Origin of the sequence: Amycolatopsis sp. SB7-3 (assembly GCF_041021335.1) — a bacterium.
Taxonomy (GTDB): Bacteria; Actinomycetota; Actinomycetes; order Mycobacteriales; family Pseudonocardiaceae; genus Amycolatopsis; species Amycolatopsis japonica.
In genome coordinates, this window is sequence record NZ_JBFPJQ010000003.1 from 514214 (window position 1) to 538343 (window position 24130).

16 protein-coding genes are annotated in these 24130 nt (G+C 68.5%); 8 read left to right on the plus strand and 8 right to left on the minus strand.

Going from position 1 to position 24130, the window contains the following annotated elements; all coding sequences use genetic code 11:
* From AB8M46_RS26905 to AB8M46_RS26920, 4 genes are read right to left on the minus strand one after another with little or no spacing between them, the layout of a single operon-like run.
* On the minus strand, window positions 1-1029 hold the full coding sequence (locus AB8M46_RS26905; protein WP_394362044.1) for a hypothetical protein: 1029 nt from the start codon (window positions 1027-1029) through the stop codon (window positions 1-3).
* Window positions 1026-1925, minus strand: coding sequence for a TolB family protein (locus tag AB8M46_RS26910; RefSeq protein WP_394362045.1), 900 nt, complete (start codon window positions 1923-1925; stop codon window positions 1026-1028). The genes AB8M46_RS26905 and AB8M46_RS26910 overlap by 4 nt, the downstream gene beginning before the upstream one ends.
* A complete protein-coding gene (locus AB8M46_RS26915; RefSeq protein ID WP_394362046.1) occupies window positions 1922-3136 on the minus strand; it encodes an MFS transporter in 1215 nt (404 codons plus the stop codon). The genes AB8M46_RS26910 and AB8M46_RS26915 overlap by 4 nt, the downstream gene beginning before the upstream one ends.
* Window positions 3137-3152: 16 nt before the next feature.
* A complete protein-coding gene (locus AB8M46_RS26920; RefSeq protein ID WP_394362047.1) occupies window positions 3153-5276 on the minus strand; it encodes a metallophosphoesterase in 2124 nt (707 codons plus the stop codon).
* 194 nt (window positions 5277-5470) lie between these two features.
* Here AB8M46_RS26920 and AB8M46_RS26925 point away from each other — a divergent pair, with 194 nt between their 5' ends.
* On the plus strand, window positions 5471-6379 hold the full coding sequence (locus tag AB8M46_RS26925) for a helix-turn-helix transcriptional regulator (protein ID WP_037336940.1): 909 nt from the start codon (window positions 5471-5473) through the stop codon (window positions 6377-6379).
* On the opposite strand, the gene AB8M46_RS26930 is transcribed toward AB8M46_RS26925, so the two are convergent.
* Window positions 6380-7027, minus strand: coding sequence for a TIGR03943 family putative permease subunit (locus AB8M46_RS26930; protein ID WP_394362048.1), 648 nt, complete (start codon window positions 7025-7027; stop codon window positions 6380-6382). It lies immediately after the preceding gene.
* On the minus strand, window positions 7024-7986 hold the full coding sequence (locus tag AB8M46_RS26935; protein WP_394362049.1) for a permease: 963 nt from the start codon (window positions 7984-7986) through the stop codon (window positions 7024-7026). Before AB8M46_RS26935 ends, AB8M46_RS26930 begins: the two co-directional genes overlap by 4 nt.
* Before the next feature lie 176 nt (window positions 7987-8162).
* On the opposite strand from AB8M46_RS26935, the gene AB8M46_RS26940 reads away from it, so the two are divergent.
* Together AB8M46_RS26940 and AB8M46_RS26945 are read left to right on the plus strand one after the other, a co-directional pair.
* Window positions 8163-9824 carry a choice-of-anchor A family protein gene (locus AB8M46_RS26940; protein WP_394362050.1) on the plus strand — a complete coding sequence of 554 codons (1662 nt, stop codon included), beginning with the start codon at window positions 8163-8165 and terminating at the stop codon, window positions 9822-9824.
* A 158-nt stretch (window positions 9825-9982) separates the two neighbouring features.
* The gene (locus AB8M46_RS26945) at window positions 9983-10576 is read left to right on the plus strand and encodes a VOC family protein (protein ID WP_394362051.1); all 594 of its coding nucleotides are present in this window, start codon (window positions 9983-9985) and stop codon (window positions 10574-10576) included.
* Here the strand turns inward: AB8M46_RS26945 and AB8M46_RS26950 are convergent.
* The gene (locus AB8M46_RS26950) at window positions 10554-11462 is read right to left on the minus strand and encodes a DUF2268 domain-containing protein (RefSeq protein ID WP_394362052.1); all 909 of its coding nucleotides are present in this window, start codon (window positions 11460-11462) and stop codon (window positions 10554-10556) included. The genes AB8M46_RS26945 and AB8M46_RS26950 overlap by 23 nt on opposite strands.
* Before the next feature lie 424 nt (window positions 11463-11886).
* On the opposite strand from AB8M46_RS26950, the gene AB8M46_RS26955 reads away from it, so the two are divergent.
* The gene (locus AB8M46_RS26955) at window positions 11887-12858 is read left to right on the plus strand and encodes a hypothetical protein (protein WP_394362053.1); all 972 of its coding nucleotides are present in this window, start codon (window positions 11887-11889) and stop codon (window positions 12856-12858) included.
* Window positions 12859-12860: 2 nt separating this feature from the next.
* On the opposite strand, the gene AB8M46_RS26960 is transcribed toward AB8M46_RS26955, so the two are convergent.
* Entirely contained in the window at window positions 12861-15134 is a 2274-nt protein-coding gene (locus tag AB8M46_RS26960; RefSeq protein WP_394362054.1) for an AAA family ATPase, read from the minus strand.
* Between the two features lie 294 nt (window positions 15135-15428).
* Between AB8M46_RS26960 and AB8M46_RS26965 the strand changes: the two genes are divergently transcribed.
* Genes AB8M46_RS26965 through AB8M46_RS26980 form a run of 4 tightly spaced genes read left to right on the plus strand, consistent with a single transcriptional unit; the run spans window position 15429 to window position 24130 of the window.
* Window positions 15429-15758 (plus strand): hypothetical protein, encoded by a 330-nt coding sequence (locus AB8M46_RS26965; RefSeq protein WP_394362055.1) that lies wholly within the window; start codon window positions 15429-15431, stop codon window positions 15756-15758.
* Window positions 15758-18337 carry a hypothetical protein gene (locus AB8M46_RS26970; protein ID WP_394362056.1) on the plus strand — a complete coding sequence of 860 codons (2580 nt, stop codon included), beginning with the start codon at window positions 15758-15760 and terminating at the stop codon, window positions 18335-18337. The genes AB8M46_RS26965 and AB8M46_RS26970 overlap by 1 nt, the downstream gene beginning before the upstream one ends.
* 17 nt (window positions 18338-18354) lie before the next feature.
* On the plus strand, window positions 18355-21657 hold the full coding sequence (locus AB8M46_RS26975) for a tubulin-like doman-containing protein (RefSeq protein ID WP_394362057.1): 3303 nt from the start codon (window positions 18355-18357) through the stop codon (window positions 21655-21657).
* A 4-nt stretch (window positions 21658-21661) separates the two neighbouring features.
* Window positions 21662-24130, plus strand: coding sequence for a hypothetical protein (locus AB8M46_RS26980; protein WP_394362058.1), 2469 nt, complete (start codon window positions 21662-21664; stop codon window positions 24128-24130).

The window sequence follows — 24130 nt, forward strand, 5'->3', positions numbered from 1 at the left end:
TCAAACAGATGCCTCGAGCGTGCGCAGGTCCAGTACCCGCCAGGTGAGCGCCTCGTTCCCGCCCACCGACCACCACACGTACGGCCCCCGCGCCAGCACGGTGCCGAACTCCGCCGCCAGGTCGGCGATCCGGCCCGTGGCGGTGTCGTAGAGGGCGAGCACACCGCGGTCGTCGTCGACCACGATCGCGTACCGGTCGAGTACGACGACGTCGCCGAACGCGGGCCGGATCCCCTTCCCGCCGACCCGTCTCCGGTCGGAGCCGTCGGGTTTCATCAGGTCGAACCGCGCCGTCCCGCTCTGGCGCAGCACCTGCACCCGGCACCAGGACGGCGTGCAGTCGACCAGTTCGACGTTCTGCCCGCCGACCCGCGAGACCCGGCCGTCGCGCAGGTCCACCAGCTCCGACGGACCCGCCTGCTCGACGGCGGCCGACGTCGCGAACGGCCAGGCGGTGAGCGCGAAGTCGCCGGGAAGCGGGGTGGTGGTCACCGGGCCGCCGGACAACGCGACCGTCCGCACCTCGGTGGCGTCGCCCCGCACGGCGGCCCAGGACGCTCGGCCTTCGTGCACGACGAGGTCGTACTGGGAGTCCAGAAGTACGACCCGCCCGGTGTCGGCGGTGACCAGCACGGGGCTTTCCCCGCGTGGCCCGGAACGCCACAACGCGCCCGTCCCGGTGATGTCGGACAGTTCCAGCCACACCAGCGAGTCCGGCGAAGTGGCGAGAACGAAGCGGGGCGAGCCCGCCAACGGGACTTCGCGGAGTACCCGTTCTCCCAGTGTCAGCCTGAGCGAATCGCTCGCCCGGGTGATACCGGCGGAGGTACCGGAATCCAGGTACGCCAAGGGTGTGTAAGGCGAACCGGTGACGGTGTTCGCTGCGATCCGCGCGCCCGGCCACACATCGGTGACCGACGCGGAGACCGGAGCCTTGACCGCCGGGACCGGCGCGGGCAGGACCACGACCACGACGGCGGCGACCGCCGCCAGCGCCAGGCCGATCGGGGTGCAGTCACGGAGGATCACCGCACCACCGCGGGGGAGGAGGCGTTCGCGCGGAGGAGCGTGGGCGCGCCGGTGCCGTCGGCGGGGACGGAGTAGATCGCCTTGTCCCGGTCGTAGGCGACGGTCCGGTCGTCCAGCCACTGCGCCTGGTCGTCCAGATGCGCCGGATCGGCCAGCGGGACGTCACGGCCGTCGGCGAGGGACAGCACGTGCAGCCGCCAGCGGTCGCCGTCACGGAACTTGTAGGCGACGCGCGTGCCGTCCGGTGAAAGGGAGGGGCATTCGACGTTCTGCCGCACCGTGGTCAGCGTGCGGCCGCGGAGGTCGCCTCGGACCAGCCAGGTGCCGCCCGCGGACCGGGCCGTGGCGTAGAAGGTCAGATCGTCGCGGGCGAAGGTCACGCCCCAGTAGTTCAGATCCTTGGCGGGGTAAGGCTTTCCGTCGACGGTGAGCGCGAAGTCCTCCAGTGAGCCGTAATGATTCCCGGTGTCCAGGTCGTAGATCCCGGCGGTGGTGGAGAACGTGCCCACGCCGCCCAGATACGAGTCCCCGGCGCGGAACACCGTCCAGCCCACCAGCCGCCCGGACGGCGACACCCTGACCCGTGACGGCGTTCCCCATTCGGAGATCTGCCGAGGCTCCGCACCCGGTTTCGTGACGACCAGTTCGGCCTGGTCGGGCACCGCCGTCGCGCGCAGGCATGCCAGGGTGCCCGCGGCGACGTCCACGCGCTGGCAGGACGGGCCGACGCGCTCGTCCTGCCGGACTCGGCCCGACTCGTCGACGTACAGCAGCCCGCCGCGCGCGAGGTCCAGCCGCTGTTCCGCAACCGCGTCGCCGGTGCGCAGCCCGACGAACACCGCCCCGGCCACCACCGTGACCACGAGCGCCGCGACGCCAGCCCAGATCCGCCTCATGCCACCCTCGATCCGGCCAGTACCGACACCAGCAGCGCCACGGCGAACACCGCGAACGCGGGGGCCGGCGCCATTCCTGCCGCGAGCACGCCGAACAGCACCGCGCCGGCGGCCCTGGCCAGCGCCTGTCCGGTTTGGACGAACGCGAGACCGGTGGCCCGCAACGATTCCGGCACGTGCGGCGCCGCGTGCGCCATCAGCACGCCGTCCGTGCACGCGTAGAACACCCCGTGTGCCGCCAGGACGATCACCGCGACGAGCCAGCCGGTCGCCGAAGCGGCCAGGACGACATACGCGGCGAGCAACACGACGTGCCCGGCCAGGAACACCTTCCACCGGCCGAGCCGGTCCGCGAGCCGCCCGATCGGCGACGCGAGCGCCATGAACGTCAGCGCCGTCGCCAGCGGCAGCAGGGGCAGTGCCCCGGGTGGCAGCCCCGCGGACCGCTGCACGCCGACGAACAGGAACATGTCGCCGACCGTGCACACACCGAGAAGCGCCGCGGCCAGACAGGTGCCGCGGAGTCCCGGCCCGCGCAGCAGGGCGAATCCGGCGCGCAACCGGACTCGCGACCGCTCGACGGCCCCGGCGGGTGCGCGGACGAACACCGCCAGCACGATCACCGCGATCACGGCGAGGCAGAAGCTCACCCCGAACACCGCCGGGTAGTCGCCGGCGAGCACGGTCAGCAGGCCGAAGGCGGCGAGCGGCCCGAGCAGCGCGCCGGCGGTGTCCATGGCGCGATGGACACCGAACGCGCGACCCAGGCCGTCGGCCGGGGTGGCGAGGGTGATCATCGCGTCCCGCGGCGCGGTGCGGATGCCTTTGCCCGCCCGGTCCGCGCCGATCACCAGGCCGATCGCGCCGAGCGACGACCCGGCGGCCGGGAAGGCGAGTTTGGTCGCCGCCGAGAGGCCGTAACCCACCAGGGCCACGGCCTTCGGACGGCCGAGACGGTCGGCGAGATAGCCGCCCGCCAGCCGCAGCAACGCCGTCGCCCCCGTGTACAGCCCGTCGATCGCGCCCAGCTGCAGGAATCCGACGCCGAGGCCGTACACGAGGTAGAGCGGGAGGACGGCGGTGACCATCTCGGCGGACAGGTCGGTGATCAGGCTGACCACGCCCAGCCCGATGACCGTGCCCGGGACCGCGTGCTTCGAACGGCTCGCGGGCCGGGTTGGGCCGGCCGAGCGGATGGAGGAGACGTACATGGCGGCCTTCCCGGCGCTACGCGGTGACGCGGATGTCGTCGACCGCGGACTCCCACAGCGACGCGGTGCTCGCGTCGGCGGCTTCGACCAGCAGGCGCACGCTTCGACCGGCGAACGACGACAGGTCCGCCGTCGCGTTCTGCCAGACCCCGGCCACCTCGGTCGCGGACCCGGTCTTCTCGAACACCGTCGTCGGCGTGGTCCCGTCGAGGACGCGAATCCGCAGGTAGTCCGCCGACGTCGCGTTGTCGCCGTGCGCGAAGGTGTAGGAGAAGGTCAGCTTCCCGCCCGCGGGCACCGTGAACGCCGGTGAGGCCATCGACGACGCCCCGCCGTCGAGGTCGTTGACCCCGTACTCCGACCCGGCCAGCCGCCCGGTGACCAGGCAGTTCACGCCGCTGGTGGTGTCGCCGCGCTGCTTGATCTGGTTGCTGTAGGTCGAGGTGGTCTGTTCGGGGTCGCCTCGTTCCCATTCGCCCGCCGTCGCGGTGTCGGATCCGGCCGCGTTGAGCCGCCAGCCCTTGTCCGTCTCGAAGTCGTCGGCGAACGCCTCACCGCCCGCCGCGCCGATGCTCACCGTGACCTTCGCAGTCTGCGTCGTGGAGCCTGAGGTCCCGGTGATCGTGGCGGCCGCGGATCCGGACGCCGTGTCCGAAGCGGTCAAGGTCAGCGTCGCGGTCGCCGTGCCGTTCGCGGGCGGGGTGACCGACGACGGGGAGATCGTCCCGGTCACGCCCGAGGGCAGGCCGGAGACCGAAAGCGCGGTCGCCGAGGTGAAGCCGCCGGTGCTGCCGACGTTCACCGTCACCGACGCCGTCCCGCCCGGTTTCACCGACACCGACGACGGCGTGGTGCCCACGGAGAAGGCGGGGGACGAGGCGGCCTTCTTGCATTTGCCGGTCGCGGTGTCGGTGAAGGTGCGGCCCGACACAGGCACGAAGTCGCTGCGGTAGTCGGTCGCGGTCAGCGTCAGCTTCCCGACGCCGAAGGTGTTGGTGTTACCCGCCTCCTGCACGGCGGCCGAGGACTGGTCGAAGTTGTAGTAACCCCGGCCACCGGTTCCGATCAGCAGTTCGCGGACGCCGTTCGCGTCGTCGCGGGTGCCGTCCGGCCGGGACGGTGCGTAGCGCTGGTAATTGTGGTCGTGGCCGACGACGACGAGATCCGCCTTCGCGTTGTAGAGCGCCTGGAAGAACGGCGTGACCGACGAGTCGTCGCCGTGGGTGCCGCGGCTGAAGCGCGGGTGGTGGAAGAACGCCGCCGTGCAGGGTTTGGTGCTCGCCGCCAGGTCGTTCTTCAGCCAGGTCTCCTGCGCGGAACCGGTGCTCCGGGTGATGTTGGAGTTGAGCGCCACGAAATGCCAGTCGCCGACGTCGAAGCTGTAGTAGCCCTTGCCGCGTTCACCGGCTCGCGCACCGAAGTAATCGAAGTATCCGGAGGCTCCGGACGTGTTGTATTCGTGGTTGCCCGGCGTGGGATAGGTGATCGCTTTGAACTGCCCGTAGTAAGGGTCGTAGTTGTTCTTGTATTCCGACAGCGTGCCCGAACTGTAGGCGTTGTCGCCGGCCAGGATCAGCGCCTGCGGGTTCATGTTCTTGATCAGCGGCGCGGTCTGGTTGCACGAAGACCCGCAGACGTCGCCGACCGCGGCCACCGTGGTCGTCGCGGCGGCGAGCGGCCGGTCGCCCGCCTGATAGGCGTCGATGGCGAAGCGGCTGGCGGGATCGGACAGTGCCGCCGACACCCGCACACAGTCGCCTTCGAACGCGCGGGTATGGAACGCCTTGCCCGGCCAGTGTCGCGAAGTGAGCGTGTACGAGCCCGCACTACTGCCGGTCAGGGTCACGGAGTCGTTGCCGCGCAACGAAAGCTCCGTGAACCGGACGCGTAGCCAGTGCGCTCCGGGTGCGCAGACGGACCGGTCGGCCGAAGTGGACGTGCCGCCGCCGGACACCGACGCGGGGCCGCCGGTCACGCCCGCTTCGGTCAGTTGTGGAACCTGATCGGCCACTTCGGGCACGGCGGGCGGAGCGGCCCCGCCTGCCTGGGGATGCGCGGCGACCAGGAAGGCCCCGGCCGCCAGCGTGGAGGTGGCGACGGCGAGCGTGCGACGGCGCCATCGTTTCGTGGTTGAGCGCATGCGAGATCATCCTCTTCGGTCATCGGCGGGAGGACGTGCGAGTCGTCGGGGATTCGGGGGATTCTTCCGACGATTCCGACCCTAATCGCGGCCGGGGGAGCGTCAACGAAAAGTCGTGGCGAGGCTGGATAACTCTGAACGGCGCCCGTTCACCCGACGAAAGTCGGGCGTTTCGGACGGTACGCTGCGCCTTCATGACGAGTCTCGCTCCGGCGGAATTCGGTGCCGCACTGCGCGCCGCGATCGAACGCAGCGGGCTGAGTCTCAGTGAGATCAGCCGCCGGTTGCGCGATCACGAGACGCCGGTCAGCGTCAGCGCGCTGAGCTATTGGCAGAATGGCGAGAATCGGCCGGAACGGGCGAGTTCCCTCGCCGCGGTGACCGCACTGGAGGTCATTCTCGGTCAGTCGCCGGAAACGCTGACCGGATTGCTCGGCCCGCGTCGTCCTCGTGGGCGCTGGACCGTCCGCACCGGACACGCCCTGAGCTACGACCAGGTGTGGCGGCGACCGGAGGAGGTGGTGCGCGCACTGTCCAAAATGGACGTGACACCGGACGAGCTCGACACCCCGCACCGGCTTTCCCAGTACCTCACCTACCGCGTCGACGGCGACGGCAACCAGGAATCGGTCCGGGTCCGGCGGCTGATCCGAGCCGATCGGGACGGCACGTCGCGGTTCGTCTTCGTGAACCGGTGTACCAGCATCACCCAGCCGCCGACCGTGCTCTTCACCGACGGCTGCCGCCCGGCGCGGTTCCGCGCGGACGTCCCGTCGTCCACCTGTGTGTTCGAGTTCGCCCTCGACCGCACCTTGGCGGCAGGCGAGCTCGCCGTCGTCGAGTTCGGCGTGCGCTATCCGCCGGGCCAGGGCAAACGGCACGTGCAGGTCGCGCTCTACCGGCCGGCGCGGGACGTCGCGGTGCAGGTCAGCTTCGATCCCGGCCGGTTGCCGCGGCGCTGCGCCGGTTTCTTCCGGCCGCGCGGCGTCCTGCCACCCGAGGAACGGTCCGAGGCGACGTTCGACCGGGACACCAGCACCTTCCAGTTCATCACCCTCGATCCGCAGCCCGGCCAGTACGGCATCCAGTGGAGCTGGACCTGACTATTCGTAAGGCCGTTCGGGCGCGGGGACCGGCGTGGCGCTTTCGACCTTCAGGAACGGGATGCGTTCCCCGTTGACCTCGTCCACCACGGACCCCGGCCGGAACGTGCCGGTGACCTCGATCCAGGTGTCGGGTTCGCTCGGGACGCGGCCGTCCAGCACGACCTTGACCGGTCGTCCGTCGGCGGCACAGCAGGTCAGGATCATCCGGACGAGCAGTGACGCGCCGTCCGCGTCGGTGGCGGTGAAGCCGGTGAGCACGACCCGCCTCGTGCCGAGGGAACGACCCTCGTCGAACACCGCGCGCGAGGCGTAGTCCAGGACGGTCACCTTCACCGGGTCGCCGTCGGGGAGTGGCGGGTACTCGTCGGAGCGTGTCAGCGCCATGCCCGCGTTGCCCGCCGCGTAACTGCCGAGCGGTTGCGGGGCGACCAGCAGCAGGGCGAGCACCGGAAGCGGGAGCAGCCACCCCACTTTCGGGTGACGATGGCGGTTCGTGGCCGCGAGCACCAGAACCAGGAGGCCCGACGCGAGCAGGAACGGCCAGAGTCCTTCCTTGACATAGCGGAGGTACTGGCCGGTCAGGCAGACCTTGAGCACCGCCGCGCCCAGCAGGAGCAGCACGATGGTCGCGGCGGTCCGGTTCACCAGAGCACCGACCCGGTTACGGCCGCGCAGGCGAGCGCGACCACGAACGTGGCTGGCGCGAACCGCGCGGCGAACCGCCTGCCGAAGGTGCCGGCCTGCATGGCGAACAGTTTCAGGTCGACCATCGGCCCGACCACCAGGAACGCCAGGCGGGCGGTGAGGGAGAACTGGGTCAGCGAGGCGGCGACGAAGGCGTCCGCCTCGCTGCAGATCGACAACAGGACCGCCAGTAGCGACAGCGCGAGGACACCGAGCACTGGGTCGTCCGCGACGGCCTGGAGCCAGCGTCCCGGGATCAGGACGTTGAGCGTCGCGGCCGCCATGGCCCCGACGACCAGGAAGCCGCCCGCGTGCACCAGGTCGTGGCCCGCGGCGCCGGCAAACGCCCGCCAGCGCGTGTCACCGTGGGCGTGTTCGGGCAGTTTGATCCACTCCGTCCGGCCGAGGCCGAGCCACAGCCAGCCCATCACGACCGAAGCGGCGAGCCCGGCCGCCGCCCTGGCGAAGACCATCGACGGCCGATCCGGGAATGCGATCGCCGTCGCGGCCAGCACGACCGGGTTGAGGGCGGGGGCGGCGAGCAGGAACGCGAGCGCCGCGGCCGGGGTGACCCCTTTGCGCACCAGGGCGCCGGCGACCGGGACCGAACCGCATTCGCAGCCCGGCAGCACCATTCCGGTCGCCGCGGCGGCCGGAACCGCGAGGGCCGGATGTTTCGGCAGGGCTTTCGCGAAGAATTCCCGCGGCACGAAGACCGCGATGGCGGCGGAAAGGGTCACGCCGAAGACGAGGAAGGGAACGGCCTGGAGCACGATCGAAACGAAGACCGTCGTCCAGGTCTGCACGATCGGCGCCCCGAGGACGTCGCCGAGCAGACCCCGCGCGAGCAGAATCAGCACGAGAAAGCCCGCGAGCACTTCCACCGAACCGATACGCGAGCGCACTCCGGTGTCCGTCATGTGGCGAACCTCCCATCGTCGGCCAGAACTTTAGGGATTTCGCGGTCCACCTGGAATTTCGTTCTCTGGACAACGCTGGACGGCCACGAATGGGCGGGGTCACCCGCCTCGCCCGGTCGGGGGTATTTCCGGATTCCGATTGTGTTCACACGGCCGGTGGGCACAAGAATCGCCGCATGCGTGCAAGGCGATTCGCCTCTCTTTCCGCCGGTGCCGCCGCAGCGGTGTGCGTGGCGGCTCTCGTGGTCACCGGCGGCGCGGCCGCCGCCCCTTTGCCGGGCGGACTGGGTCCGTGTGTCGGTCCGGCCTGCCCGGGCAAATACCCGCCGGTGAACAACAAGGACTACGCGGGCCGGGACAACGGCATCAACGTCTATGTCGGTGGCGAATTCCAGGTACGGGAAGCGGCGGCCGAAGCCGAAGGACGCGTCGTCGTCCTCGGCGATTTCGACATGGCGAAACGAGCGGGCGCGTCGTCCGTCTACAACGTCGGCATCGCCGGTGTCGGATCACGTGTTCCGCCGCCCGACGGCGCCGACTTCCTGACCACCGGCGGGAACGTCAGCGTCGCGGCCGACCAGCGGCTGCTCGCCGACGGCGGGGTCGTCCGGCACGCGGGAACCGTCACCGGGACGGTGACCGGGAAACTCGAAAAGGACCCCGACGCGGCGAAGCCTTATTTGAGCCTGCGCGAGGATCTGCGAGTGGCGAGCAAGTGCTACGCACGCGAAGGCACTACGCCGCGGCCTGCGACCGGCACGGCGGTCAACCAGGGCTATCGCACCCTGTTCACCGGGGATGGTAAGTCCGCGCTGCAAGTGTTCAACGTGGACTTCGACCTGACCGGCGCCACCGGCGGCATGCAGGGAATCGAGTTCGAGGGCATCCCGGCGGGGGCGACGATCCTGGTCAACATGGTGGGAGCGGCCCGCACGATCAACACCTACACCGGTGACCTGAACGATCAGGACCCGCTCAACAAACTGCGCGAACGGCTGCTGTGGAACTTCCCGGACGCCACCCAGGTGAAGATCGCCGGTGGCGCCCAGTTCCAGGGAAGTGTGCTGATCGGCGAACCCGGGAGCACCGCGACCGTCACCGCGTCCGGGATGAACGGCCGGTTCTTCACCACGGGCTCCCTGGTGCACAGCTCCGAAGCGACCGGTGGTGGCGGGCAGGAGTTCCACGCCTACCCGTTCGACGGTGATCTGCCGGAATGCGGCAGCACGCCGACCACTACGCCCAGCAGCTCGTCTTCGTCCTCGTCGTCGTCTTCGTCGAGCTCGGCCACGACGAGCAGCAGCTCCACGTCGACGAGCCCGACTTCGACGACCACGACCAGTCCGACCTCGACCTCCAGCTCGCCGACCTCGGCCACGTCCACCTCGACGTCCAGCTCCTCGACGTCGGCCACGTCCACTTCGACCACGCCGACGTCGACCACGTCGTCGAGTCAGACGAGCAGCACGCCGACCAGCCCGACGTCGAGCAGCAGCTCGTCGAGCGCGACGTCATCGAGCCCGACGTCATCAAGTGCCACGTCGTCGAGTACCAGCTCGTCGAGCGCTACTTCGAGCAGCGCCACCACCTCGTCTGGCAGCACCTCGCCGACCACCAGCAGCAGTTCCTCGAGCACGACCCCGGCTCCCGGGGTGACCACCTCCGCGACACCGGGGCAGCCGGGAGCGACCACGCCGGGCGGCGGACCGTCCGACAGTGGGCCGTTGGCCTCGACCGGCAGCGAGGTCCGGGGTCTGCTGGTGTCCGGCCTGTTCCTGCTTCTGGTCGGTGGCGCGCTGGTGGCGCTCACGATCCGGTCGAGGCGCCGCGAGTCCTGATACTCCGGTCACTCGGACGGCTCAATCCGCTGTGGACCTGTGCGATCGTGGTCCCGCAGGAAATCGAGGAGGAGCCGTTGGCCGATGAAGCCCGACGAGAACGAGCGCGCCGGCCGATCTCGGTGCACTCACGTCCCGGGACGTCTCCCAGAGAGCTCGTGCGCACCCACCTGGCCGAGGCCGGAATCGAGGACGTGACCGGATCATTGCGGGCCGCCCAGGAAGCGGGTGACATCGGCGCGAACCGGGATCCGGCACGGGAGGCGCATCTCCTGTGGAGCATGGTGAATCTCCTGCGCGCACCAGCGGGTGTGGACGAGCGGCAGGCAGCCGAGGTGCTGGCCACCGTCGACTACCACCTCGACCTCTTGTTCCGGCCGCGCCCGAAACTCGCCGTCGTCGTGGTGGACTGCCCCGACCCACAGGCCCTGGCTCCGTTCTACGAAGCCCTGTTGGGCGCGCCCCGGACCGGGAACGGCCCCGATCACGTCAGGATCACACTGGGCGGTGACCAGCCTGAGCTCGCCCTGCACCGCACCGATCACTACGTCCGGCCGGACTGGAAACGGGGCGAACCCGCGCAGCAACTGCACCTGGATGTGCTCGTGACCGATCTCGACGAAGCAGAGCAGGAGGTACTCGCCCTCGGCGGGCACCTCCTCGACGGCTCGGACAAACCCATCGGCTACCGCGTGTACGCCGATCCGATCGGACATCCGTTCTGCCTGGTCACCCCCGAGGGGCTTGGCTGAACCGCACCTCGGCCAGAGCGGTGTCGATGACGTCGCGGCGGTCCACCAGCAGGGCCTCCGCGGCGGTCCGGCCGGTCGCGGCGAGGTAGGCGTCGACGAGCCGGTTGCCGACCGCGTACCCGGCGCCGGTCGGCAGGCCGACGGGAGTGCCGCCGTAGCGGGCGGCCGTCTCGTCGCCGTGCACCCAGGCCGCGAAGTTCTGCATACCGGTGATCTCCAGGCCGGAGACGACCTTCTCGAACACCGCGTCGTCCCGCAGATGCGGCACGCCGATGCGGGCGTAACCGAGTTCGTCGCCGTACAGCTGGCGGGCGAACGCGTCGGCCAGGCCTTCGGACACGATCTGCTCGCCGACCGTGACGATCGCCGGATCCCAGATCACCCCACCGGGGCTGTAGCGCAGGTTGTGGTTGAGCTCGTGGACGGCGGTGGCCTCCAGCCTCGCCAGATTCTCCGGATACGGCCAAAAATTGAGGTAGATGTGGCCGGACACGCTGCCGTTGGCCGACATCCCCAGGTTCGGGCCCATCAAGTGCCGGTCGCCCGGATCACCCAGCACGGTGAGCACGGTGATGTCCGGGATCGCCAGTCCGGGCGTCGCGGCGAGCTGCGCGGTGACGGCGTCGTCGAGGGCTCGCTGGATGCGGTTCCAGGCGTCCGCTTGGTGCAGGGCTTCGAGAGCCTCCAGACAGCGATCCTCGTCGCGGTCGAGCGGGAATCCGGAACTCATCGCGTGCATCGCCACGAGGTCGACGTCGCCGGGGAAGTAGCGGTACATCCCGGCGGCGGGCTCGACCATCGCCTTGAGCAGTGCCGCGCGGTCCGCCCGTGGCGCGCGCAGGATCTCGCGCATGGCGGGGTAGGTGTCGAGAACGGTGATCGTCATGGGAGCGACGGTAAAGGCTCCAGTGGGTGGAGACTCAAGTCGAACCCCGTCACGGTCCACGAATTTCGAGCCGAGACCCCTTGACGGACATCGGATTGCGTAGCGGATGTGGGCGGTGGTCAACGACAGGAGCCGGTTGGCGTGCCCCCTCCCAGTGCCACGCCAACCGGCTGCGGACATCGGAATTCACGACGGTACGATCAGGCGAATCGTGTATTAGGACTCCTCGCTGATCGGTCCCCGTTTCCGTTGCCGCTCCAAAATGGTTTCACTTCCCGCAGGTTCAGGACAAGCGGTTTCCTGTTGCCTGCCAACGGGAAACCTGTCGGCGAGAGATGGATCCAAAACTTTGTCAAGATCGACTGGACAACCGCCTCCCCGACTCGCCAGGATGTGCAGCCACGTGACAGACAGGGGAGGTTCTGTGGACGTCGGCAAAGGCGACCTGGTCAGCGAGCTGAAGATCTTGCGTAAAGGTCGTGGAGTGGCAATGCCACAGCTGGTCGAGCGGGTGGGCCCCGCTCTCCGTATGGTGTGTGAACTCGGCACCGACGACGGTGCCACCGAAGTCCGCCGCAAGATTTCCGCACGGTTGACGGCAATGAGTGCTCACCTGCCCGACGATCTGCGGACGGTCGTCCTCGCCGCCCTCGGGCTCGTTCCGGAGGCGCGGATGCCCTTCTACCAGGATCGGGTACATTGGGCGGCCACCAGAATCGATCGTGACGACCGGACCGCGCGCCGCCGGATCGATGAGGGGATAGCGCAACTCGCGGAATTCGCGGTCGGCACACTGAGACCGTCTTCCCGGCCTGAACGTAAGGCACACCAATGGCACACCGAGGAGCTGCGGGTCGCGCTCGCGGTCGACAGGCCGGTGCCGGAAGCGTTCGAATTCCGCCGGGTGGTGGCCGACACCGACGCCCTCACCGAACTCGATCTGGCGCTGACCGTGACGGCGCCGGAAGCGTCCAGGGCACGGGCGCGCCAGGAAGATCTGGACGTCGAGGTCTTCCATGGCGGGATCCTCACCGGTAGGAGGATGGAGTCCTCCGACCGATTCGGGCTGGCGCTCAAATTGCCCAACGTCTTGAATCATGGCGACCGACACGAGATCGCCTTGCGATTTCGTGCCAGGATCGAGCCACATTACGTCTGCGTGCCCCGGCACCCTTGCGACCTTTTCGATCTGCACGTCCGACTCGGCCACGAACGGGCGCCTCGCGAAGTGGTCCTGCTGAACAAGGCCTTCCAGGATGACGCCCGTGACCCGATCGCCGAAGGTACGAGCATCCCGGTGAATGAAGCGGGTGAGGTCCACGTCCGCTTCGAAAATCTCGATCCCGGATTCGCCTACGGCGTGAAATGGAATTGGCCCACGCAGTCACTTTCCTGATTTCAGGGGTTTCGGTCGTGGGTGACGATCATCGACAGTACCGGCTTGGGCAGCCGGGCCACCCAGTTCGCGGTCATCACCTTCGCCGAAAGTTTCGCCACCGATCCACCTGTGCCGGCGAGACCGCGCTCGGCGGTCTCGACCAGTGCGACCTCACGGTCTCCGGTCTCCCGGCCGGAAAGCACCAAGGCGATGGCAAGGTCGAGATGCGTTTCGATGGTTTCGGGGTGACAGACCCCGAGAAGCCGGATCTGGGGCTCGAGTATCGAATCCAGGAGGTCGGCCTGCCGTTCGAATTCACGCAGCATGCCGTGTGCGAGCGCCATTCCGTGCCGGGCACGGCAGCGAAGCGGATGGTCGACCTCCAACACTCGGCCGATCGTTCGTTCGGTGGCGATCAGAGCCGCGAGCGCCCGTCGCGGTTGTCCATGCGCGAGGAGCGCGCGATCCGCGCGGACGGCCGCCGCTAGCGTCAGCGGATGATCGCGACCTTGGTCCTCCGCATAGCCGGCCATAAGTTCGCGGAGCGCGCCCGCGGACCATTCCCACGATGGCGCGGCGGGCCTCAGCTCGGCCAAGTCGAGTTCGAGTACCGCTTCCGCGTGGACGGTTTGTGCTTCCACGCAGTCCAAATGCCATCCACGCCCCGCCGTCCGGTACGCGGCGACGACCTCGTCCGCGACGGCTCTGGCCTTCCAGGGTTGTCCCGTCAGATGCAAAGCCCGTGCCCATTCCAGCTTCGCTTTCAAGACGATCTCCGCGAATTCGCGCCGCGGGTCGTCGACGACAGGCTCCAACAAGGTGGCGGCGTCGGCCGGTCTGCCGCGCAGCCGGTACGCGACCGCCGTCGCCAGCACCAAGCGAAAACCTTCCTCGTCGGCGATGTCTTCACCGGCGGAGGGAGAGTGGGCGTCCCAGAACTCGTGTTCTGCTTCGGAGTACCTGCCCAATTCGTCCAACGCTCGTGCGGCGATCAGCTTCGCGCGGAGACGGACACGACGATCGGTATCGGCGAGTTCCGCAGCTTTTCCGGCATGGCGCACCGCTTCGGTCTGCAGTCCGCAACCGAGCTCCACCCGCGCCGCCGCCACCAGGTCCTCCGGGTCGTCCGGCCGGATCGTCAATATCCCCGCGCGAATTTCGCCCGCTGCGGCAAGGTCCCCCCAAACCTCGTAGGCGTCCGCGGTCGGCCTCAGTAACCGGACACGGTGCGGCACCGGCCATTCCGCCACCGCTTCGGCGTGCTGGATCAGGAAGTCGCGGCGGTCACCACGGTCGTGTGCCAGCCAATCGAGCACGATCGGCTCCGCCTGGAACGCGAACGTCGCGAGCCGCGCGGGATCTTTGCGAAGCACGGCGCGAGCGGCATCGTGTACTTGCCAGCCTCCGTCGGCTATATCGGTGAAGGGTGGCATCGGTGGCTCGGCCGCCAGCCCGAGGACTTCGGAGATCAATCGCGTCGGCACCGGCACCGGAGCGAGCGCCGCGGCGACGTGGAGGACTGCGAGCGTCGCCGGATCGAGCCCGCGGAGTTCGGCTCGGACGGTCGTCGCGACCTCGTGTGGACGACTGTCCAACGCTCGCACTTCGAGCCCGTCACCGATCGCTTTCGCCGCGCTGTGGAGAACGCAGGGGAGTCCGGAACAGCGTTCGGTGAACCGGAGCACGGTTTCCGTGTTCCGGCCGGCCATTGACGCCTTCGCCGCCGAGAACAACTCCAGGCTCTCGTGGGGGGTGAGCCCTCCCAGTTCCATAGACGATGCCCACCAAGTCGGCTTCTCGACCCGGCTGGTCAGCATCGTCGCCACTTGTCCTGAGGGGATCAGCAACTGGTCGAGCACGCTCGGCGGCAGGTCCGGTGGCAGATCGTCGACGACCACCAGGGCCCTTGTCGTGGACAAGTGGTCCGCGACGACTTGCCGGAGTCTGGTGAGCGACGTACCTCGAACGTCGAGGCCGAACTTTTCCGTCGCGACGCGTGCGAGGTCGAGGTGGAACCGTGAGAGGAAATCCTCGGGGGGATGCTGTCGGAAGGGGCCTGTCCAGAAGATCCCGCCGGGGTAGGCCTTCCGGTGGATGTGCGCGTATTTCGCGACGAGACTGCTCTTGCCGATCCCCGGCCTGCCCGTGATCATGAGCACCGCGGGCGACGTGTCGCCGGAGAGAATGTCGTGGATCGCTCTCAGGTGCGGATGCCTGCCGACGAAACCGGATGACCACCGCACCCTCGCGGGAAGGTCGGCGTCGGTCGGCGCACCGGGATCGTTTTCGTGCATGAACGCTCGATTCCTCCGCTTATGCCTGCTCATCGACTGTCACGCGATCGGCGCCGCTCGTGGCATCCACCGAGAGTGGATTCTCACCCTGCCCTGTTTCGTCGACGGATTCACCCGAAGCACGGATATTTGTCCAGATTCTGACCAAACGCGCGGCGCGACGTCCGGGAATCAGGCTATCGCGTCACATCTGACAACTTCTGGACAAAGCCTGACCAAACCGTGATGTGGCGTTCGGAGTAACCGACTATGTGGTGGCCCGGCCTGGTGACTGGAAACGGATGGTTGTCCGCGATGAACGATGAATACGCCGACTCATGGCAGGAGAAGAAGCCACCCATGGCCATCCTGCTGCTGGCCGTTCTTTCGGTGGCGGGTTCGTACATCTTGCTCCTCTTCGGCGATTTCGGCAGCCACCTGACGGGTTACCTGCTGGGATCGGTGGTCTGCGCGGGATTGATCACGATCTTCATGAAGGTCGACACGAGTCGGCGCACCGCGCCGAACGCGGTGTACCTGTCGTCCACTTCAGCCCGGTTCGGCTGGTCAGCGGTGCTGCTGGGCGGAATCATCGCTTCCGGGGCACACGCCTGGTCGATCGCCACGGAATTGGCGGTGCGCTGATGTTCCGGTTCACTCGGCTCATACCGGTCGTGTTGGTCGTGCTCCTGGCGACCTTTTCGCCGGTGGGTGACGCCTCCGCGCAGAACGGTCCGGCGACTACGTACAGCGAGGTCGCTTCGTGTTTCTCCGCGCGGGGGAAACTCGCCGTTCTGGCCTTGGTCGACGAATCGAAGAGCCTCAAGAGCACCGACGCCGACGCGAATCGGGTCGACGCGCTGGTGAGTATGTTGCGGACCCTGTCGAGGTACGGCTCGACCGGCGACACGACGCCGAAGAAATCGATAGAAGTGCAGCTCGCGGGATTCGGTACGTCCTTCGCGGCCGGTCCATGGCGTGAGCTGAACCCTTCGACGATCGGCGATCTCGAGGGGCAGGCCAAGGGGTTCGCCGAACGCGACACGGCCAACGACACCGACTTCGCCACGGCGCTGCTCGGCGCGCAGAACGAGTTCGTCCGCAAGGACGCCGCGAGCGGTACACAGCCACCCTGCCGTCTTCTGCTGTTGTTCACCGACGGGATGTACGAGCTGACCACGAAGAACGTCGATCGGCCGTACGGCCGCGACGCGAGCCGCATGGACCTCGACGGGATCATCGCTCGTGGCAAGGAGTTCCTTTGTGGACCAGGGCAGCTGACCGACCAGCTTCGCGAGGCCGGCACAGCCATCGTCGCCCTCGGACTGGCGACCCGCGAACAAGGATTTCTGCAGTCCATCGCTGAACGGGACGCCCCGGGAACCCGCTGCGGCGAGTCTAACGACCCGCCCGGCGACTACGTGGCCGTCGGTGGTCTCGAGGAGTTGCGCAGCGCTTTCGACTCGGCGATCGCGCAGGCGCTCGGTGGCACTCCCGTCCCGCCTCCGCAGCCGGTCAGTGTGTGCGCGCCCGCGTCACCGGCTGACGAACGCTGCGCTCAGCGCTTCGCACTCGATCAGTCCCTTCGCGAATTCCACCTTCTGCTCAAGCTCGGCGGCCCCGGGATCGCGGTGGATGTGACCCCGCCGAGCGGGAACACCGTCCGGCTGAGTGCCGATCAGCGAAGTCCGCTCACCGTCGGCGGGGCTGAACTCACCGTATCGGCGCTGACCGCGGCGGATCTGGTCGTCGATGGGCGGTTACCGGTGGGGTCGCCGGCTTGGGTGGGCACTTGGACCGTCCGGTTCGTCGACACCGGTGGGGCCAATCCGGCGGCGATCGCACAGTCACAACTGACCGTGTTCGGCGGACTGATCCCCGCGATCGAACCGGCCTCACCCGAGTTCCAGGCGGGGAAGCGCACCGATTTCCAGATCCGGGTGACCGATACGGCGGGATCGCCGCGGACTCCCGCGGATTTCGTGCGCTCCGCCAAGGTGACCGCCACCTTGACCGATCCGCAGGGCAAACCGGTGGGAATCCCGGTGACTCCCGGAGCCGCAGGTGCCTATACGGCGGGGTTCACGATGCCTGACACCACGGTCTCCTCGGTCGCGACGTTGAAGGTGACCTTGGACGTGGTGACGGCGTCCGGCCTGCGGTTGCAACCGCGCGCGGTGACACGGCAGGTGACGGTCAAACCGCCGTCGGCGTATCCCACCGTCACCGGCGCACTGGACCTGCCGCCGATCCTCGACCGGGGTACGACGACCGGCTCGCTCACCATCACCGGCGGACGAGGCGGCAAGGGCTGTGTCTGGTTCGCGCCCCGGTTCACGCGGACCCCACCGAACACCGGGGAGATGACCACCCGGTTCACCCCGGACGCCACCGATCCACAACGTTGCGTGCGCGTCGGACCAGGCGAACGGACACAGATCGCCGTCGAGGTTTCGCCGGAGAACGTGCGCAGCGGAGTCGCACAGGGCGAATTCATCGCGACACTCAGCGCGGATGGTGAACCCCCACGCGAACTGACCGTCCCCGTGCGGTTCCAGATGGACCGCGCGCCCGACGCCGTCACGCAATGGACGCTGTTCGTCCTGATCGTCGTGGGCGGGGTGCTGCTGCCCTTCGTGTTGCTGTGGCTGCTGAACCGATGGTCCGCGCGGTACCTCGATCCGGGACAGATCCGCCATGCCGAACGCGAGGTGGAGGTCACGAGCATCGACGTCCGTGACGCCGCGACGGCGAGACCCCTGCGGGAAGTGCTGGACGTGCAGTCGTTCAGCTATCTCGACGGTGCTCCCAGCGAGAAATGCAAGGCGTTCACATCCGGTGTGCTGAGTTTCGGACGCCGGATCCCGGTGCTGCCGTGGGCCCTGCCCCACGGAACCGTCCGCGCCGGCGGTGCCGGCGTCCTCACCGCCGCGGGCGGTGGGCGGAAGAAGGCCGACTGGGGCCGCGTCGACTTCGACCTCGGTCAGACCTGGGTGCTCGTCGTCGACCAGGTGTCTCCCGAGAGCCAGGGACCGCTCCGCGCGACGTTGCACCTGTTCGTGACCGATTTCCACATCGGGACGAAGCTCGCGCGGCTGCTGGTGGACGTCGAAACGGAAGTACCCGCCGAGGTCCGCAACTCGGCCGACCGGATCAAGCCTCCGGAAGCCGGTCCCGTGCCGGCCGCCGAGCCGGAACCGGAACCGTTCATCCCGCCCAAATGACTTGCTAGGAGAACGTGATGTTGCAGAAGTTCCTCGTCGTCGGCGTCGGCGGATCCGGCGGGGTGACGCTGCGGATGCTGCGAGCCAGGCTGCTCGAGTATCTCGCGGAACGCGGTCACGACGGAGGCATGCCAGCCGCGTGGCAGCTCGTCCACATCGACGTGCCGCTCGAACAGGACCGCAGGCCGGAACGGATCCCGCTGTTGCCGCCCAGCGACTACGTCGGACTGGCGGTCGAAGGGCTGACCTACCGGGACGTCGACGAGATGCTGTGCGCCCGCAGCGACGCCGTGGTCCGGCATACCGCCGGATGGCGGCCGGACCCCGACGAGTGCAATGTAGCCCCGGAGTCCGGCGGCGGCCGGTTCCGCGCGGTGGGGCGCGTCATCCTCGGCGCCCGGATGGCCGCGGCACACGAACGACTCCGCACCGCGGTCAACGCGCTCCACAGTGAACAGGCGAACGAGGAATTCAGCGAGGTGTGCCGGCGGCTGACCGGGGACGGCGTGCCCAGCCAGAATCCGACGCAGGTCGTGGTGGTCACCTCGCTCGCGGGAGGCTCGGGTTCCGGGCTGTTCCTCGACGTCTGCGACATGCTGGGACAGCTCGAACCCAGTGTGCAGGGCCGCCTGGTCTCGGTGATGTACACGCCGGAGGTCTTCGACGAGCTGTCGCCCGCCGACCGCGCCGGGATCAACCCCAACGCGCTGGCCACCGTCTGCGAACTGCTCAACGGACGCTGGAACGGCGAGGCGCCGTCGCAGGACGAGTTCTCATTCCTGCGCGCGGCGGGCGCGGCCGCGGTGGACCGGATCACCACCCGCGGACCGCGGATCCCGTACCTGATCGGCCGCACCAACGGGCAGGTGAACTACTCGGACCAGGGTGAGGTCTACGAGGCGGTCGCCCGCGGGATGACCGTATGGGCCACCAGCCCGGAGATCCAGTCGAGGTTCTCCAGTTACGAGGTCGGCAACTGGGCGTCGCGGGCCAACGGGCCGGATCGGACGGGCCTGACCGGTGACAAGACGGAAGTCCCGCTCAGTTCCTTCGGCTGTGCGTCGGTCGGCATCGGGCTGGACCGCTTCGCCGGGTACAGCACCGACCGGCTGACCAGGGAAGCCATCGAGCACGTGCTCTCCGGTCATTGGCGTCTCGCCGACGAAAAGGTGATCAACGAGGAGAAGGCGCGGCAAGACCGGGTGGAGGTGTCGGTCCGGGGTTTCCTCTCCACCTGCGGCCTCGACGAACAAGGACCGCACCGCAACGACATCCTCGACGCGATCAGGGGCGGCCTGAGCAGCGACGAGGCTCGCGACGACGTCCGCGCGCAGATCAGGCCCAAGCTGCTCGGCACGGTGCGGGCGCAGTGGCCGCCGAAAGCCGACGCGCGGCTGGTGGCCAAGCGGGTGACCGAGCGCATGACCGAACAGTGGACGACGGAGTTCACCGCTTGCGAAGCGCGCTATTGCGAAGCCACCACCGGGTGGACCCGCGATCTGCAAAAGGTCATCGAAACGCATACCGCGGACCTGCTCGCGGCCGAAGGCGGGCCGGTGGCGGTGGACGTGCTCCGGCAGGTGAAGACCGAGTTGACCGAGATCGTCGTCAAAGAGCTGGTCGACGAACTGAACAGTCAGAAACGCATGGTCACCGAGATGAACAGCCGGGTCAGCGCGGCGCTTGCCGGCACGACGACACTGCCCGCCGACCACCCCAAGGTGGCGCAGGCGGTCGACGCGGCGATCGATTGCTTCCACAACCGGACCGAAGTGCTGGTGCACGAGCTGGCGATCGAGCTCATCCGCGACATCGGGGACAACCTGCTCGATCCGCTCAGGATGGCACTCGTCGGCGGTCTCGACGGTTTGCAGGCCGACCGCGCGGGTTCGTCCGTCCAACCGTCGCCCGTGCCGGGCTGGCCGGTCGAGGACGCACCGGTTCCGGGCTCCTACTACCCGGCGGGCAACGAACTCGTGCTGGAACGGGTGAGCTCGTACCCCGAAGAGTTCACCCGGCTGTTGCGTGCGCAATCGAACGAGGACAACGACGGCAACGCACTCGTACGGGCGCGCGGTGCGGTGATCTCCGGACAGGGGCAACGCGCAATCGAAACCACGAAGCGCTGGGTGCCTCGCGACGCGAGGCTCCGGCAGACGCAGAGCCCGTCCGCCGCCAAATTCAAGACCGGGCTCGCCCTGACCGCGTTGCGGGACCGGGCACGCGACTGGATCCGGCGGCCGGACACACCGATGGCGAGGCATCTCGGCCAGACTCTGGGTACCTACCTGGCCGAACGGGGGGACCGCCGTCAGGAACACGAACACCGACTCGAGAACTTCCGGAACCTACTGGCACAGGCGGTGAAGCTGTCGCGCCCGCTGATCGCGATCGACGCACCCGCTCTGATGCGGGTGCATCAACGGTCCCTCGGCTACCGCGAGGTGATGACACCACTGCCGTTCCCGAACGGTCATCCTGGGCAGGATGCCGCGCGGAAGGTCTTCGCCTCGCACAGCGACGCCGATTTCGGGCAGCTGCTCGGAACGCGGGACACCGAGCGGATCGACATCTTCACCTTCCTGGACGCGCCGGTGCAGCCCGCGGTGATCTCCTCGCTCACACGTCCGATCGCCGCACAGTGGCAACAGGAGAAGAGCCAGCCGAACATGGCGGGCTTCTGGACCTGGCGCCGGGCCAGAGGGCTGCCGTGGTTCGTGCCGTGCCCTCCCGCCGTCCGCCGCGCCATCGTGCGTGGCTGGTTCCTGGCGCGGTTTCTCAACCAGATCACCTGCGAGGGCGGGGACCTGCGTACCGCGCCCACCGGGGTGTGGACCCCGGATGGGTACGCGAAGTTTCCCTTCCCCTTGCTGGGTAAGAAGATCCGCAAGTTGAACGAGTGGCTGCCCGCGGTGCTCGAGTCCACGGCACTCACGGTGGTCGGTGTGGCCGACTCCGCACCGTACGAGCGGTTGATCCAGCTCGGCGAGTCGCTGGAGCGGCAGGACGAACTGAGTGACAAGGGCGAGCTCGCGCGCTGGCTGGAGGACGGGCTGACCGGCGCGGGCGCCCCGATGCCCGAACCCGACGTCGCGGGAACGAGGCACGACTCACCGGAGGACCGGGTGAAGTTCGCGCTCCGGTACGTGCAGAAGTATCAAGACCACTACGACTCGTTCCGCGATCTGCCGCTCAACGCCGCGTCGGCGCTGGGGGTCTCCCGTGCCTGGGAGATCCGGGAGGACATCTGGAGTGCGCTCGCGGTCTTCCACGATGCCGTGATCAACGGTGAAACCATCGACCCGTCCGATGTGGGGTGATCCGGTGCGGAGCATCACCGTCGTCATCGGAGCGGGTGAAACCAGAGATGTGCTGCTGGCCTGGGGAGCGGCAGGCCTCCTCCGGCCGTTCCTGTGGTGGGAGGAGGAAAGGGAGGGCAGACATCGGGTGCTCCGCAGCGATCAGGACAGCGAACCGGTCCCGCTGCTCGACGCGCTGGCGGCGGTCAAGTACGACCGGGTGCGCCTGCTCTGCCTGCAAACTTCGACCGGGAGCGACAGCGACTCCGGCTCGGTCACGCTTTCCTTGCGGGTCAAGGACCTCATCGAGCGTCATCTCGGTCATGGCCAGCGACTGTCCACAGTGGGTGTTCTGGTGCCGTCGACCGGGGTGGCGAAGGTGTCCCCGTCGGTGCTGTCGAACCGGTGGGACACCACCGCGGTCGTGGTGGACCAGGACGGCGTGGACCCTTTGCACACCAGCCGCGAGATCCACACAGCCGAGGATCTGGCCGCCCATGCGGCGCTCGCGGTCGCCACGATCGGGGGCATGTGGCCGGGAATGGACGATGCGCCGTTCGACGACGACGTCGCGGGTGCAGGTCACCAGGAACCCCGCGTTCGACTGGTACGCGCACACGCACGGGCGCTGCGTGGTGATGGCATCGCCGCCGAACTCGTGCGCACGATTCTCTCGCACCGCCGTGACCCGGAATGGGTGGCGCTCCGCGCGAACGCCGTGCCCGCCGCGGATCCGGACGGGATCGTCGAGCGCGCCCTCGTCGAGTACCTGGACGGGCCGGGAGCACGGGTTCGTCGTACGCCGTACTCCGGCCGGGGTCGCAGGCTTCTGCGGATCACCCCGGGCCAGGTACTCCGGTTGCTGGGACTGTTCATCCTCGGCCGGATCGCCGAACTGCGCGAAGCGCTCGGCTCGGTGGTCGTCGACGGGGCCCATGACCGGGTCAGACGGTTCGCTCAGCGACTTCGGGTCGCGGCGGAAACCGGCGCCGTGGTGGGGCTGGACGACCGAGAACTGGACATGGGAATCCTGCCAGATCTGAGTGTCACCAAAGGTACGGTGGATCTGGCCCGGGCACTGCTCTCCGACGTCGCGAGGCACGCGAGGCCAGGCGGATTTTCCGCAGAGTGGACACGGTTGCGGCAGCTCGCCTTCGGCCTGGCCGATGCCGGAAGACTCCCTGAGGGGTGCGCGCAACCGCTTTCCGGCGCACGGCGCGAGGTTCTCGCCCCGGCGTCGATCAGCCCGGCTCCGCCCGCCTCGGAGAAGCCACTGCGGGAATGGCAGGACGAGCGGCCCGGTTCACTGCTCTCCGGTATCGGTACCCGCCTGCTCGACGACGCGAACGCCGCGAAGGACGCTTTCCTGACCGCGTTGAAGCGCCTGCGTGAGGCACCGCCGGCGATGTACGCGAGCTTCACGCTGACGAAGCGACTGTGGTGGGCCTGGCTCGTGGTCTGCGTACTGGCCTTCACCGGGATCGTCGGCGGCCTGATCGCCGGCTTCGCCGAAAGGCTCGACTGGTCCCAGGCCGCGCTGCTCGCCGGTGGGGCCGCCGGTGGCTTCGTCGTCTGTTCGACGTTCGTCATGACCTACGGACTCCGGCTGTGGCTGTCCGACGCGCGCGGGTTCGTCCGGCTCACCACCGATTACGAGGACGCGCACCGTGCGGCGGAACACGAGGCGGCGGAACTGATCCGGCTCACGACCGCCTGTGCCGAGTATCAGGAGGTGGCCATGACTATCGCGATGGTCACGCACTCCGGCTGCGGCGGTGCGGCGATGCCCACCGTGACACCCGTGGATCTCGCGGCGCTGTCCCGGCCGTGGGCGTTCGGGCTGGCCACGGCCGAGATCGACCCATCGACGCTGGCAAGACTCACCGCGATCGTCGGCGGCCGGACGTTCACCGGCGGCTGGACGTCCGGTCTGTACGCCGAAACCGTCGCGAAGTCGATGTCCGCGCTCAAGTTCGACAGGGGCCTCGACAAAGCGGATCCCCGGCCGGATCCGGATACCGAACCCGCCGCCCGCCGGGCATTGTGGACGGACCTTCGCAAGGGCTTGGCAGAGGAGATCCTCGTCGGGGAGATTCGCGCCCACGTCATCGAAGAACTTCCCGGACAGCGGCTCGAAGAGCTGTTCCCGACCGTCTCTCCGGTCGGCGGTGAACCTACCTCGGTGATCTCCTTCTTCACCGGGCTTCAGGCCACGAGCGAAGGCACGTTCAACACCCGGTATTGGAACGCGGGGTCCGGCTACCGCGCTGTCGCGAACGCTACCCAGGTCTGGTTGCCGGAAGCGCTGGGCGCGGACCACACGGCCACCTCCACGCCGATCGGCTCGCCGGATCTCGCCGAGGAACCCGTCACCGCGCATTCGGCACGACTCGACGCGACTCCGCCGATCGTCTGGTCGGATCTGGCCCTGTTCGCCTGCGAGCCACTCATCGAGGAATCGTCCGTCACCGAGATCGTCGGCGACGTCGGCTGA

What these genes read in the sequence shown, in the direction of transcription:
- AB8M46_RS26910 (WP_394362045.1), bottom strand. Translation starts at nt 1,925, where the DNA reads ATGAGGCGGATCTGGGCTGGCGTCGCGGCGCTCGTGGTCACGGTGGTG.
- AB8M46_RS26915 (WP_394362046.1), bottom strand. Translation starts at nt 3,136, where the DNA reads ATGTACGTCTCCTCCATCCGCTCGGCCGGCCCAACCCGGCCCGCGAGC.
- AB8M46_RS26920 (WP_394362047.1), bottom strand. Translation starts at nt 5,276, where the DNA reads ATGCGCTCAACCACGAAACGATGGCGCCGTCGCACGCTCGCCGTCGCC.
- AB8M46_RS26925 (WP_037336940.1), top strand. Translation starts at nt 5,471, where the DNA reads ATGACGAGTCTCGCTCCGGCGGAATTCGGTGCCGCACTGCGCGCCGCG.
- AB8M46_RS26935 (WP_394362049.1), bottom strand. Translation starts at nt 7,986, where the DNA reads ATGACGGACACCGGAGTGCGCTCGCGTATCGGTTCGGTGGAAGTGCTC.
- AB8M46_RS26940 (WP_394362050.1), top strand. Translation starts at nt 8,163, where the DNA reads ATGCGTGCAAGGCGATTCGCCTCTCTTTCCGCCGGTGCCGCCGCAGCG.
- AB8M46_RS26950 (WP_394362052.1), bottom strand. Translation starts at nt 11,462, where the DNA reads ATGACGATCACCGTTCTCGACACCTACCCCGCCATGCGCGAGATCCTG.
- AB8M46_RS26960 (WP_394362054.1), bottom strand. Translation starts at nt 15,134, where the DNA reads ATGCACGAAAACGATCCCGGTGCGCCGACCGACGCCGACCTTCCCGCG.
- AB8M46_RS26965 (WP_394362055.1), top strand. Translation starts at nt 15,429, where the DNA reads ATGAACGATGAATACGCCGACTCATGGCAGGAGAAGAAGCCACCCATG.
- AB8M46_RS26970 (WP_394362056.1), top strand. Translation starts at nt 15,758, where the DNA reads ATGTTCCGGTTCACTCGGCTCATACCGGTCGTGTTGGTCGTGCTCCTG.
- AB8M46_RS26975 (WP_394362057.1), top strand. Translation starts at nt 18,355, where the DNA reads ATGTTGCAGAAGTTCCTCGTCGTCGGCGTCGGCGGATCCGGCGGGGTG.